The organism is Pseudonocardia alni (genome assembly GCF_002813375.1).
GTDB lineage: Bacteria > Actinomycetota > Actinomycetes > Mycobacteriales > Pseudonocardiaceae > Pseudonocardia > Pseudonocardia alni.
The window spans coordinates 1,928,022-1,940,872 of record NZ_PHUJ01000003.1 but is presented as its reverse complement, the minus strand read 5'-3'; the positions used below and the strand labels follow the sequence as shown (position 1 = coordinate 1,940,872).

Genomic DNA, 12,851 nt, shown 5'->3' with positions numbered 1-12,851 from the left:
GAGGCCCTGCGGGTCGTCACGTGAGCTCGGCCTCCGCCTGTGCCAGCGCCGCGAACTCCTCGTCGGGGGCCGCGGCGACCAGGTGGTGTCGGGAGTAGAGCGCGAAGTACAGCATGAACAGGGCGAAGGCGCCGAGGGTCGCGCCCGCCGCGACCGGGTCGACGAGGAACGTCGCGATGACGGCGAGCACGGCGACGACCAGCGCGAACCCGGTCGTGACGACGCCGCCGGGGGTCCGGTAGGGCCGCGGCATCTCCGGCGCGGTCCGGCGCAGCACGATGTGGCTGACCATCATCAGCACGTACGACAGCGCGGCCCCGAACACCGCCATGTTCAGCAGCACGTCCCCCTGCCCGGTCAGCGAGAGCAGGAACCCGATCGCGCCGGGGACGATCAGGGCGAGGGTGGGCGCCTTGCGGCTGTTGGTCACCGACAGCACCCGCGGCAGGTACCCGGCACGCGACAGCGCGAAGGTCTGGCGGGAGTAGGCGTAGATGATGGAGAAGAAGCTCGCGACGAGCCCGGCCAGACCGACGTAGTTGACGACGACCCCGGCGGTCGACCCGCCGAGCGCCTCGACGAGCGGGTTGCCCGACTCCGACAGCGCCTGCGCGCCGAGCGCGCCGGTCGCGAGGACCAGCACCAGCGCCCCGGTGACGAGCAGGATCAGCATCGCGGCGACGATCCCACGGGGCACGTTGCGCTCGGGGTCGCGTGCCTCCTCCGCGGCCAGCGGGACGCCCTCCAGCGCGAGGAAGAACCAGATTGCGAACGGCACCGCCGACCAGATCCCCAGGTAGCCGAACGGCAGGAACGGTGACGCCCCGGCGGCCGCGGTCGGCGCGATGTCGACGAGGTTCGCGGCGTCGAACAACGGCACGGCGGCGACGGCGAAGATCAGCAGCCCGAGCACGGCGATCGCGGTGATCACGAACATGACCTTGAGGGCCTCGCCGACCCCGGCGATGTGGATACCGATGAACACCAGGTAGGCGGCGAGGTAGACCCACCAGCCGTCGGTGATCCCGAACAGGCCGAGTGACTCGACGTAGGCGCCGATGAAGGTGGCGATCGCCGCGGGGGCGATGGCGTACTCGATGAGGATCGCGGTGCCGGTCGCGAACCCGCCCCACGGGCCCAGTGCGCGGCGGGCGAAGGTGTAGCCGCCGCCCGCGGCGGGCAGCGCCGAGGACAGCTCGGCCATGCCCAGCACCATCGCGAAGTACATGCCCGCGATGACGACACCGGCGATCAGCAGCCCGCCGAACCCGCCCTGGGCGAGGCCGAAGTTCCAGCCGGAGTAGTCGCCGGAGATGACGTAGCTGACGCCGAGCCCGGCGAGCAGGACCCAGCCCGCCGCCCCGGTCCGCAGCTGTCGTCGTTCCAGGTACTCCGACGGATCGTGGGCCATGGCGTCCTCCCGGGGCACGTCCTCGCCGACGGAACCGTCGGTGTGGGGACAAGCTAGGGAGTGCGGGCCGGTCCGGACAGGGCCGCGCGGGGTAACCGGTGTGAGGAGTGTGTGACGCCGGCCGGTCCGGGGGACACACAGCTGTCACACGGGACGGCTGCGGGGCGGCCGGTCGCCGCCCCGCAGCTCCCGTCGCTCAGTCCGCGAGCTTCGCGATCGCCTGGGCCCAGAGGAAGAACTTGTTGGTGCCCAGGTCGCGCACGGTGGTGATGTTGAACGCCTCCTTGAGCAGCTTCGCGTCGCCCTCGGAGACCCCCTTCAGTGCGTCGACGGGGGCGTCGGCCAGCTCCGCGACGCCCTTGTCCTCGTACGCCTTGTCGACCTTGCCGGCGATGTCGCCCACGACTGCTCCTTCCCGCTGCGGCCGGTCGGCCGCGTCCGACGGATGTGCGGGGTCCACCCTGGCAGTGATCGTTGCGCTGTCGAACGGACGACACCCGCCGTCTCGGCGAACGGGGCTCGCGGGCCGCCGAACGTGCCGGGGAGGTCAGTCGTCGGCGGGCCGCGTACGCAGCGCCGCGTCCACCATGTCCAGCAGGTCGGTCGTCAGTCGCTCCCGGACCGCCGGTTCCAGGTCCGCCGCCCACAGCGGACGGCCGCCGATCCCGTCGGCGGCGGCGAGGACCAGCGTGCGCGTCGCCTCCGGCACCCCGTCCGCGGCCAGCGCGGCCTGCCAGTGCTCGTCGTCGGCCCGGGCCAGGTCGAGGACCTCCGGCACCGCCAGCAGCTGCGCGATCAGCGTGAATCGCTCCAGCGCCTCGCCCTCGTCGACCGGGGCCAGGCTCGCCCGCACGTAGGCGCGCACGAGCCGGCCCGGTGTCCCCTCGGGGCGGTCGAGGTGGGCGTGGACGGCGTCGCGGAACGTGTCGAGCTCCACCTGTGCCAGTGCGACGAGCAGCGCGGTCTTGCTGGGGAAGTGGTAGACGAGCCCGCCCTTGGAGACCCCCGCCTCGCGCGCGACGAGGTCGAGGGTCGCACCGACGCCGCCGCGGCGGATGGCGGAGCCCGCGGCGTCGAGCACCAGCCTGCGGGTGTCCTCGGGGGACCGTCCGGACGTGCGACCCATCGGTCCATCCTCCCGTCCCGGGTCGGCGAGGCGGACACCACGTCGAAACTTCACCGACCAGTCGGTACAGTTTTGCGCATGTCCGACGTCGTCGCTCCCCGGGAGCTCACGCCCCGCCGCCGCTGGGCGGCCCTCGCGGTGCTGTCGATCGCCGTCCTGGTCCTGGCGATCGACAACACCGTGCTCTACCTGGCGGTACCCTCGCTGACCGCCGACCTGTCGCCGACGGCGAACGAGGTCCTCTGGATCGGCGACGTCTACTCCCTCGCCCTGGCCGGGCTGCTCGTCGTGATGGGCTCGCTGGCCGACCGCGTCGGGCGCAAGCGGCTGCTGCTCGTCGGTGCCGCGGCGTTCGGTGCGGCGTCGCTGTTCGCGGCGCTGTCCACCAGCCCCGCCATGCTGATCGCGGCCCGGCTGCTGCTCGGCGTCGCCGGGGCGACGCTGATGCCCTCGACGCTGTCGCTGATCCGCACCGTGTTCACCGACCCGGCCGAGCGGGCCCGGGCCATCGCGGCCTGGGCCGCCGCGGCGAGCGGCGGCGCCGCGGTCGGGCCGCTGGTCGGCGGCGCGCTGCTGGAGCACTTCTCCTGGGGCTCGGTGTTCCTGATCAACGTGCCGATCATGGTCCTGCTGGTCGTGGCCGGTGCGTGGCTGCTGCCCGAGTCCCGCGACCCCGCGCCGGGCCCGTTCGACCTGGTCTCGGCGCTGCTGTCGATGGCCGCGATCGTGCCGGTGGTGTGGGCGGTCAAGCACACCGTCGCCGCCGGGGTCGACGTCGCCGGGGTTGCCGCGCTCGCCGCCGGTGCCGGTGCCGGTGTGCTGTTCGTCCGCCGTCAGCGACGCCTGCCGGTCCCGCTGATCGACGTGTCGCTGTTCGCCCGCCCCGCCTTCGCCGGATCGGTGTTCGCCGGGTTCATGGCGGTGTTCGCCCTGATCGGGACGCTGTTCTTCTTCTCCCAGTACCTGCAGCTCGTGCGCGGGTTCTCACCCCTGCAGGCCGGGCTCGGCGAGCTCCCCACCACGCTGTCGGCGATCGCCGTCGTGGCTGTCGTGGGGCGGTTCTCCCGCCGGCTCGGGCTGGGTCGCGCGATCGCGGTCAGCCTGGCGCTGGTCACCGGTGGCCTGGTCGCCGTCGCGGTCACCGAGGGCCTCACCGGCTACATCTGGCTCGCCCTCGCGCTGGTGCCGCTCGGTCTCGGGGTCGGGCTGGCCCAGACGCTCACCACCGACGCGGTGGTCTCGTCGGTGCCGCCGCGCAAGGCCGGTGCCGCCTCGGCCATCTCCGAGACGGCGCTCGAGCTGGGGGTGGCGATGGGCGTCGCGGTGCTGGGGTCGGTGGTGTCGCTGGTGTACCGCGCCGGGCTGGCGCTGCCCGACGGGCTCGACCCGGCGGCGCGGGCCGCGGTGATCGACTCGCTCGCCGCGGGCACCCACGCCCTCGACCCGGCCTCGCCGGTCCTCGACGGCGCCCGCGCGGCGTTCACCACGGCGATGCAGACGACCTCGCTGATCGCCGCGGCCGTCACCCTGGCCGCCGCGGTCGTCGCCTGGCGGACCATCCCGGCGACGGCCGGGGGCGACGCCGGCACCGGCGCCGGGGAGCGCGCGGCCACCGACCGGGCCCGGTGATCAGTCCGCGGTCCCGAGCACGATGTCGAACCGGGCCCGGGTCCACGTCCCGTCCGGGACCCGGCCGTCCGGTGCCGGCGTCCCGGCCGGGCGCTGCTCGAACGTCGTGACCAGCGAGTCCCGCACCCCGAACACGGCGTCGTGGTCCAGCAGCGCGTCGCCGCGCACGAAGATGTGGGTCACCAGCCGGCGCAACCCCGGAGCGGTGACCATGAAGTGCAGGTGGGCCGCTCGCATCGGGGACCGGCCCGCGGCCGCGAGCAGCGCGCCGACCGGGCCGTCGTGCGGGATCGGGTACGGGGTCGGGGTGACGCCCCAGAACCGGTAGCGGCCCGCGGCGTCGCTGAACAGGTGCGCGCGTCCCGCGACCCGTCCGTCGTCGTACTGGACGTCGTAGCGGCCGTCGTCGTCGGCCTCCCACACCTCGATCCGGGCGCCCGGGACGGGACGGCCCGCGTCGTCGGTGACGGTGCCCTCGACCAGGCACGGCTCGCCGCGGGCGCCGCCGCCGACGTCGCCGCCGAGCGGGACCTCGGGGGAGCCCTCGACGAAGAAGGGGCCGGACACCGTGGCCTCGGTGGCACCGCCCTCGGTGCGGTCGTTCACCGTGACCGTCTGCATCGACAGGCCGAGCACGTCGGAGAGCAGCACGAACTCCTGGCGGTGCTCGTCGGTGACCTCCCCGCAGCGGGTGAGGAACGCGACCGCGGCCGCCCACTCGTCCTCGGTGAGCCGCACCTCGCGTACAACGGCGTGCAGGTGGGTCACCAGCGACACCAGCACCTCGCGCAGCCGCGGGTCGGGGCAGGCGTCGAACGACCGGGTCACCCGGTCGACGAGCGCGTCGGCGGGGACCGGGGCCGTCTCATTCGGGAAACGCATCGGAAATCCTCCCGGAACCGTCGGCGTGAATCGCAGGCCGACGCTAGGGCGCGCGATTCCCGGCGGGCCAGTGTCGATTCCCTCGGGCGGCATGGGGGAAATCTTCAGCCGGGTTGGCCCAACTTCCGATGGAGCGCCCGCCGATGCCGGTGTTGTCTCGGTGGACCGTGTGCCGTGCCGCACAGCGACCCCGCTGAGCTGCGCGTCCACCCCGCCGAACCGCCGACCCGAACCGGGGGACCCGCTCGATGACCACCGCACCGGACCCTGCGCCGCCCCGTTCCAGCCTCCTCCGCGTCGCCGTCGCCAGTGGTGTCGGCACCTCGCTCGAATTCTACGATTTCGCGATCTACGGCACCGCGACCGCGCTCGTGTTCACCGATACGTTCTTCCGCACCGGCGATCCGTGGTTCAGCACGTTCATGGGGCTGGCGACCTTCGGCACCGGGTTCCTCATGGCCCCGCTCGGCGCGGTCCTGTTCGGCTGGGTCGGCGACCGCCGGGGCCGGCGCACCGCGCTCATGCTGACCTTCCTCGGCATGGGCGCGGCGACCGTCGTGATGGGACTGCTGCCGAGCTACGCGACGATCGGTGTCGCCGCGCCCGTGCTGCTGGTGTGCCTGCGCCTGGTGCACGGGCTCTGCCGCGGCGGCGAGACCGGGGGCGCCGCGACGCTGGCGATGGAGCACGCCCCACCGGAGCGACGCGCGCTGTGGGGCGTGTTCACCGCGCTCGGCTCCCCGGTCGGGACGATCCTGGCGAACGTCGCGTTCATGTTCGTGCTGTTCCTGCCCGCCCAGGACGTGTCGGACTGGGGCTGGCGGCTGCCGTTCCTGTTCGGCGGGGTCGTGCTGGTGCTGGGCATCTGGGTGCGGCGCGGCGTCCGGGAGAGCCCCGAGTTCCGGGCCCTGCACGACTCCGGGGCGCTGCAGACCCGGCGCGCCCCGGTCGTCGAGGTCCTGCGGACCGGCTGGCGGCGGGTGCTGCTCGCCGCCGGGGTCAACATCGGGCTCAACTCGACGACCTTCGCCCTGTCGATCTTCATGCTGTCCTACGCCACCGCCGCCGCCCCCCAGGGGCTCGGGCTGCCCCGCCAGCCGATCGTCAACGGCGCCATCCTCGCGCTCGTCCTGCACGGGGTGTTCAACGTGGTCGGCGCCGTCGCCTCGGACCGGTTCGGCCGCCGCCCGGTGATGATGTCCGGCGCGGTGCTGTCGATCGTCGCCGCGCTCTCGATCTTCCCGCTGTCGGCGCAGGGCACCGTCGGCGCGGTCACTCTCGCGATGTGCCTCGGCTTCGCCGCCACCGGCGTGCTGTTCGGCCCGATGTACGTGTACTTCGGCGAGCTGTTCAGCCGTGAGCAGCGCCAGACCGGGATGGGCATCGCCTTCCACGTCGGCGCCGTGCTCGGCGGCGGCATCTCGCCGCTGGTCGCCAACCGGATCCTGGCCTGGACCGGCGACGCGGTGAACATCGGCTACTACCTGGCCTGCGCGCTGCTGCTGTCGCTGGTCTGCCTCGCCGTCCTGCCCGAGACCGCGCCGCGCCGGCTCGCCGCGCGCGCCGCCGCGCAGCCCGCGCCCGCCTCCGTCTGACTCCGCCCACCGACGCGAAGGGACCCCCATGTCCGTCGACGCCCCGCCCCAGTCCACCGTCGCCGTCCACCCGCTGTCGATGCTCACCGCCGCCGAGGTCGACCGGGCCCGGGAGATCGTCGACGACGCCGGGCTGCTCACCCCGGACAGCCGCTTCTCCTATGTGATGCTGCGCGAGCCGGACAAGGCCGACGTGCTCGCCTGGGACGGCGCCGCGCCGCTGCCGCGCGAGGCCACCCTGCTGCTCACCCGGCTCGACCCGCTCGCGCTGCGCACGATCGTCGTCGAGCTGCACGAGGGACGGGTCGTGTCCGACGAGCCGCTGGACCCGGCCGCCGTCGGCGTCGGGCCCTGTCTCGACGAGGACTACGCGCTCGTCGACGCGATCGTGAAGGCCGACCCGGAGTGGCTCGCCGCGCTCGCCCGGCGCGGGGTCACCGACGTGTCCACCGTCCGCCCGGTGCCGCTGTCGGCCGGGGTCTTCGGCTACGACGACGAGGTCGGCCGCCGCGTGTACCGGGTGCTGTCGTTCGTGCAGCCCAGCCCGACCTCGGCGCCGTGGGCACACCCGGTCGGCGGCGTGATCGCCCACGTCGACGTCGACTCCCGCACGGTCCTGCGGGTCGTCGAGACCCACGTCGAGCACGTGCCCACCGAGTCCGGCGACTGGGCCGACCCGGCCGTGCGCGGGCCCGAGCGCACCGACCTCAAGCCGATCTCGATCACCCAGCCCGAGGGTGTCTCCTTCACCCTGACCGACGACGGCGTGCTGAGCTGGCAGAACTGGACCGTGCGGCTGGGGTTCAACGGCCGCGAGGGCCTCACGCTGCACCAGCTGGCCTTCGCCGGGCGCCCCGTCGTCTACCGGGCCTCGATCGCGGAGATGGTCGTCAACTACGGCGACCCCGGCCCCACCCACGGCTGGCAGAACTACTTCGACCTCGGCGAGTACCAGTTCGGGCGGCTCGCGAACTCCCTGGAGCTGGGCTGCGACTGCCTGGGCGACGTCACCTACGTCGACACCGTCGTCGTCGACGACGACTGCCGGCCGCGGACCATCCGCAACGCGATCTGCCTGCACGAGGAGGACACCGGCATCCTCTGGAAGCACAACGACATCTTCACCGGGCAGACCCACACCCGGCGCCAGCGCCGCATGGTCGTGTCGTTCTTCGGCACCGTCGGCAACTACGACTACGGCTTCTACTGGTACCTCTACCTCGACGGGACGATCGAGCTGGAGGCCAAGGCCACCGGGATCCCGTTCCCCAGCGGCTGGGACGGCACCGACCCGCACTTCGACCCGGTCGGTCCCGGCCTGGGCGCGCCGGTGCACCAGCACCTGTTCTCCGCCCGCCTGGACATGACCGTCGACGGCGTCGCCAACGCCGTGGAGGAGCAGGAGGCCGTCGGCGTCCCGACGGGGGAGGCGAACCCCTGGGGCAACGCGATCGCGCGCTCGGTGACCCGGCTGCGCAGCGAGGGCGGGGCCCGCCGCGACGCCGCGAACGACCGCAACCGGATCTGGCGGGTGTGCAGCACCGAGCACACCAACCGGTTCGGCCGCCCCACCGCCTACGCGCTGCTCCCCCAGGGGTACCCGACCCTGCTGGCCGACCCGGCCTCCTCGATCGCCGCGCGGGCCGCGTTCGCGCGCCACCACCTGTGGGTCAGCCGCTACGAGCGGGACCAGCTCTGGCCTGCCGGCTACACCGTCAACCAGAACCCCGGCGGCGCCGGGCTGCCCGCCTACACCGCGGGCGACCGGTCGATCGACGGCGAGGACGTCGTCCTGTGGCACACCTTCGGCCTGACCCACTTCGTCCGGCCCGAGGACTGGCCGGTCATGCCGGTCGACCACGCCGGGTTCCGGCTCAAGCCGGACGGCTTCTTCGACCGCAACCCCACCCTCGACGTCCCCGATCTGGGCGCGCACGGCCGCCCGGCCGAGGCCTGCTGCGCCGTCGACGCCGGCACCGCCGACACGACCCCTGGGAGCCCTGCATGACCGGCACGCTCATCCCGCCCGCCGAGCTGCTGCTCGACGGCGCCTTCGCACCCGGGGGCGGCGGCAGCTTCCCGACGCTGAACCCGGCCACCGGCGAGGTCCTCGCCCACGTCGCGGCCGCCGACGCGGCCGACGTCGACACCGCGGTGACCGCCGCGGCGGGCGCGATGCGCGGGGAGTGGGCCGCCGTGCTGCCGTCGACGAAGGGTGTGTTGCTCACCCGGCTGGCCGACCTCGTGGAGCGCGACCTCGACGAGCTCGCCCGGCTCGAGGCCCGCGAGATGGGCGCACCGCTGGGCGTCGCGGCGGGGCTGTTCGTGCCCAACCTGGTCGCGACCCTGCGCCACTACGCCGGCTGGGCCGACAAGATCACCGGTGAGGTGCTGCCCACCGACGGCTACTTCGGCGCCGCGACGCTGTCCTACACCCGGCGCGAGCCGCTCGGCGTGGTCGCTGCGATCGTGCCGTGGAACGCCCCGCTGATGATCCTCGGCTGGAAACTCGCGCCGGCTCTGGCCTGCGGAAACGCAGTGATCGTCAAGCCCGCCGAGGACGCATCGCTGGCCGTGCTGCACCTGGCTCGCCTGGTCGGCGAGGCCGGGTTCCCGCCCGGGACGGTGCAGGTGCTGCCCGGGCCGGGCGCGGTCGTCGGGGAGGCGCTGGTCCGCCACCCGGGGGTGGCGAAGGTCAGCTTCACCGGGTCCACCGAGGTCGGACGCCGCATCCTGCGCCACTCCGCGACCCACCTGACCCGCACCACCCTGGAGCTGGGCGGCAAGTCCCCGCAGATCGTCTTCGGCGACGCCGACGTGGCCGCGGCCGTCGGCGGCGTCGCGGCCGGGCTGTTCACCAACCAGGGCCAGGTCTGCGCGGCGGGTACCCGGGTGCTGGTGCACCGTTCGGTGCTCGACGACGTGCTGGGTGGACTCGCCGAGGCCGCCCGCGCGCAGGTCCTCGGCGACCCGCTGGACCCGGCGACGACGATGGGCCCGCTGGTCAGCGCCGTACAGCGCGACCGGGTGCTCGGCTACGTCGACGCCGGCCGCGCCGAGGGCGCCGGTCTGGTCGTCGGCGGCGACGCCCCGTCCGGCCCCGGGTTCTTCGTCCCGCCGACGGTGTTCACCGGCGGCAACGACCTGCGCATCGCCCGCGAGGAGATCTTCGGGCCGGTCGGCACCGTCATCGCCTTCGACGACGACGCCGAGGCCGTCGCGCTCGCCAACGACTCCGACTACGGGCTGGCCGCCACGGTCTGGACCCGAGACATCGGCCGCGCCCACACCGTCGCCGCGCAGCTGCAGGCGGGTGCGGTCGCCGTCAACGGCTGGTCGCCGCTCGCCCCGCAGCTGCCCTGGGGCGGGGTCAAGGCCAGCGGCCTGGGCCGCGAGCTCGGGCGCGAGGGGATCCTCGCCCACACCGAGTCCAAGACCGTCACCGTCGTCCTGTGAGGAGCAGCCCCGTGACCACCACCGAGAACGCCACCACCGAGGACGCCACCACCGAGGACGCCACCACGTTGGAGGCGCTGGCCCGCCGGGTCGAGGTCCTGGAGGCCGAGGCCGACATCCGCCGCCTGCAGGCCCGCTACATGTGGCTCTGCGACACCCCGATCCCCGAGTACGGCGTCGCCGACGACGAGGAGCGGATCGAGCTCGTCATGGCCCTCTACACCGACGACGCCGTCTGGGAAGGTGTGGGCGAGTACTACGACGGGCAGTTCGGACGGGCGGAGGGAGCCGACGCGGTGCGCGCGCACTTCCGGTCGTTCTGGGGCGAGAGGCGCGACCCCGCGCTGCTGCTCAACGCCCACTACCTCACCTCCGAGCAGATCCACGTGCACGGCGACACCGCCGACGGCCAGTGGATCCACATGCAGCCCTGGCTCTTCTCCGACGGCACCGCGCTGCTGCGGTCCAGCCGGCTCAACAACGCCTTCCGGAAGGTCGACGGCCGATGGTTGATCTCGCGCACCCGGACCGAGAACGTCTTCGTGGCCCCGCTGCCGGCGGACTTCGCGAGCGACCACCCCTCGGCGTCGGTCCTCATGCGGCCGTGACCCCGCAGCCCGGACGGCCCGGCGAGCCCGACGGCGACCCGGTGGTGCACGTCGTCGACGACGACGACGACCTGCGCCAGTCGCTGCGGTTCCTGTTCGGCAGCGTCGGGATCCAGGCCCTGGACTACCCCGACGCGCCGAGCTTCCTCGCCGAGTTCGACCCGGCCGAGCCCGCCGTGGTCGTCGTGGACGTGCGGATGCCGGGGATGAGCGGGTTCCAGCTGCAGGAGGAGCTCCTCGCCCGGGAGTACCCGGCGCCGGTGGTGTTCTGCTCCGCGCACGGCGACATCCCGATGTCGGTGCGCGCGCTGCGCGGGGGAGCGGTGGACTTCCTGGAGAAGCCCTACGACACCCAGCGCATCCTGGAGGTCGTGCAGCACCAGCAGGGCCGCGCGCGCGAGCTGTTCGCCGCGCACGCGGCCCGCGCCGCCGTCCGGGAGCGGCTGGAGGGCCTGACCCCGCGCGAACGCGAGGTGCTGGCCCTGGTCATCCAGGGCATGGCCAGCCAGGCCGTCGCGCACCGGCTCGGGACGAGCGTCAAGACCGTCGACGTGCACCGGGCCCGGATCAAGGCCAAGACCGGTGCGGAGAGCCTCGGCACCCTGGTGCGCGACATCCTCACCCATCAGGTCGAGGTCTGACCCTCACGCCCGCAGGACCTGCTCGACCCCGCACCCGGTGGCGAGCAGGTCCCCGTCGTGTCCGGCGTGCCCGACGAGCTGCAGCCCGAGCGGGAGCCCCGCGTCGTCGCGCAGGCCGGGCACGGTGACCGCAGGCCGGCCGAGCGCCTGCCAGGCGCGGCTGCACACCGGGTCCCCGGTGGCGTCCAGGCCGCGTGGCGCGGGTCCCGGGGCGGCGGCGGCGAGCACCGCGTCGTAGCCGTGGGTGGCCGCGGCCAGCGCCTCGCCGTGCCGCGCGACCCGGCCGAGTGCGGCGCGGTACTCCGTCTCCGGCATCGCCGCGCCGCGATGCAGCAGCTCCGCCAGCGGCACGCTCAGCGACCCGGGGTGGGCCAGTTCCACGGCGCGCTCGCGCGCGGCCTCGTAGGCCATGACGACGGGGTGCGCGGCGGTGAGCGCGTCCACGTCGGCCGCGTCCAGCAGGTCGACGACCGTCCCGGCCGCCCGCAGCCGCTCCGCCGCGCCGGCCAGCGCGGCCCGCATCGGCGGTTCGAGCGGTCCGGCCGTGCACAGCAGCAACCGCGGCGTGCGGGGCGTCCGTCCCGCCGGGTCCGGCTCGCCGGTCAGTGCCGCCCAGGCGGCGGCGAGGTCGTCGACCCGGGCGGCCAGCACGCCGTGGGAGTCCAGGCTGGGGGCGAGCCCGGTGACACCGTCGACCGGGAACCGGCCGCGGCTCATCACCAGCGCGGCCACCCCGCAGTAGGCGGCGGGCCGGGTCACCGACCCGGCCGTCTGCGAGCCGAGCGCCAGCGGCACGTGCCCGGCGGCGACGGCGGCCGCGGACCCGCTGGACGAGCCGCCCGGGGTGTGACCGGGCGCCGCCGGGTTGGCGGTCGGCCCGGGGGAGAAGTAGGCGAACTCGGTGGTCACGGTCTTGCCGACCGGGACCGCGCCGGCGCGCCGCCAGGCGGCGACGATCGCGGCGTCCGCGACGGCCGGGGCGGCTCCGGCGCGCAGCACCGAACCGCAGCGCGTCGGGAGCCCGGCGACGTCGACGATGTCCTTCACCCCGAGCGGGACGCCGCCGAGCGGGCCGGAGCGCGGCCCGGTGGGCTCCGGGGCGAACTCGACCCAGGCGCGGACGTCGGGCTCGGTCGCGGTGATCGCGTCCCGGGCCCGGCCGAGGGCGCCGTGCGTCCCGGCGGCGAGGGTGTCGCGCAGCGACCAGGGGCTCACGGGCGCACCCACCGGGCGTCGGCCTCCCAGAAGTCGGTACCGCTCGGCCCGACCCGGTGCCGCCACGGTCCGGTGCGGCGCAGGTGTGGCTCCATCCGGGCGGTGGCGGCGTCGGCGGCGTCCGGACCGTCCGCGCCGACCTGCCAGTGCACCCAGCCCAGCTCCCGGCCGTCCGCGTCGTGCTCGAACAGGTCGACGTGGCGCCAGCCGTAGCCGTGGGTGTCGACGTAGCAGGTCAGGGTCAGCCGGGTCGGCGGTGCGGACGTGGTCACGGGCGCTCCTCGCGTG

12 protein-coding genes are annotated in these 12,851 nt (G+C 74.3%); 6 read left to right on the top strand and 6 right to left on the bottom strand.

Annotated features, from left to right (window positions below):
* Positions 1-16 precede the first annotated feature (16 nt).
* The 3 genes from eat to ATL51_RS09890 form a co-directional block, all read right to left on the bottom strand.
* On the bottom strand, positions 17-1,411 hold the full coding sequence (gene eat, locus ATL51_RS09900) for an ethanolamine permease (RefSeq protein WP_100878439.1): 1,395 nt from the start codon (positions 1,409-1,411) through the stop codon (positions 17-19).
* A 196-nt stretch (positions 1,412-1,607) separates the two neighbouring features.
* Entirely contained in the window at positions 1,608-1,814 is a 207-nt protein-coding gene (locus ATL51_RS09895; RefSeq protein ID WP_100878438.1) for a hypothetical protein, read from the bottom strand.
* A 144-nt stretch (positions 1,815-1,958) separates the two neighbouring features.
* Entirely contained in the window at positions 1,959-2,537 is a 579-nt protein-coding gene (locus ATL51_RS09890) for a TetR/AcrR family transcriptional regulator (protein ID WP_100878437.1), read from the bottom strand.
* 78 nt (positions 2,538-2,615) lie between these two features.
* On the opposite strand from ATL51_RS09890, the gene ATL51_RS09885 reads away from it, so the two are divergent.
* Positions 2,616-4,166: an MFS transporter gene (locus ATL51_RS09885; protein WP_100878436.1), complete on the top strand. Its 1,551-nt coding sequence runs from the start codon at positions 2,616-2,618 to the stop codon at positions 4,164-4,166.
* Here ATL51_RS09885 and ATL51_RS09880 read toward each other — a convergent pair whose 3' ends face one another.
* Positions 4,167-5,048, bottom strand: a complete 882-nt coding sequence (locus ATL51_RS09880; protein ID WP_100878435.1) for a dioxygenase family protein — start codon at positions 5,046-5,048, stop codon at positions 4,167-4,169.
* A gap of 248 nt (positions 5,049-5,296) precedes the next feature.
* Between ATL51_RS09880 and ATL51_RS09875 the strand changes: the two genes are divergently transcribed.
* Genes ATL51_RS09875 through ATL51_RS09855 form a run of 5 tightly spaced genes read left to right on the top strand, consistent with a single transcriptional unit; the run spans position 5,297 to position 11,348 of the window.
* The gene (locus ATL51_RS09875; RefSeq protein ID WP_100878434.1) at positions 5,297-6,643 is read left to right on the top strand and encodes an MFS transporter; all 1,347 of its coding nucleotides are present in this window, start codon (positions 5,297-5,299) and stop codon (positions 6,641-6,643) included.
* Positions 6,644-6,671: 28 nt separating this feature from the next.
* Positions 6,672-8,651: a primary-amine oxidase gene (locus ATL51_RS09870; protein WP_100878433.1), complete on the top strand. Its 1,980-nt coding sequence runs from the start codon at positions 6,672-6,674 to the stop codon at positions 8,649-8,651.
* Positions 8,648-10,099 (top strand): aldehyde dehydrogenase family protein, encoded by a 1,452-nt coding sequence (locus ATL51_RS09865; RefSeq protein WP_100878432.1) that lies wholly within the window; start codon positions 8,648-8,650, stop codon positions 10,097-10,099. The genes ATL51_RS09870 and ATL51_RS09865 overlap by 4 nt, the downstream gene beginning before the upstream one ends.
* A gap of 11 nt (positions 10,100-10,110) precedes the next feature.
* Positions 10,111-10,707 carry a nuclear transport factor 2 family protein gene (locus ATL51_RS09860; protein ID WP_100878431.1) on the top strand — a complete coding sequence of 199 codons (597 nt, stop codon included), beginning with the start codon at positions 10,111-10,113 and terminating at the stop codon, positions 10,705-10,707.
* Positions 10,704-11,348 carry a response regulator transcription factor gene (locus ATL51_RS09855; protein ID WP_301548975.1) on the top strand — a complete coding sequence of 215 codons (645 nt, stop codon included), beginning with the start codon at positions 10,704-10,706 and terminating at the stop codon, positions 11,346-11,348. The genes ATL51_RS09860 and ATL51_RS09855 overlap by 4 nt, the downstream gene beginning before the upstream one ends.
* Positions 11,349-11,351: 3 nt before the next feature.
* Here the strand turns inward: ATL51_RS09855 and ATL51_RS09850 are convergent, their stop codons facing one another.
* Together ATL51_RS09850 and ATL51_RS09845 are read right to left on the bottom strand one after the other, a co-directional pair.
* Positions 11,352-12,563 carry an amidase family protein gene (locus tag ATL51_RS09850; protein ID WP_208622963.1) on the bottom strand — a complete coding sequence of 404 codons (1,212 nt, stop codon included), beginning with the start codon at positions 12,561-12,563 and terminating at the stop codon, positions 11,352-11,354.
* Positions 12,560-12,835, bottom strand: coding sequence for a hypothetical protein (locus ATL51_RS09845; RefSeq protein WP_301548974.1), 276 nt, complete (start codon positions 12,833-12,835; stop codon positions 12,560-12,562). The genes ATL51_RS09850 and ATL51_RS09845 overlap by 4 nt, the downstream gene beginning before the upstream one ends.
* Positions 12,836-12,851 lie beyond the last annotated feature (16 nt).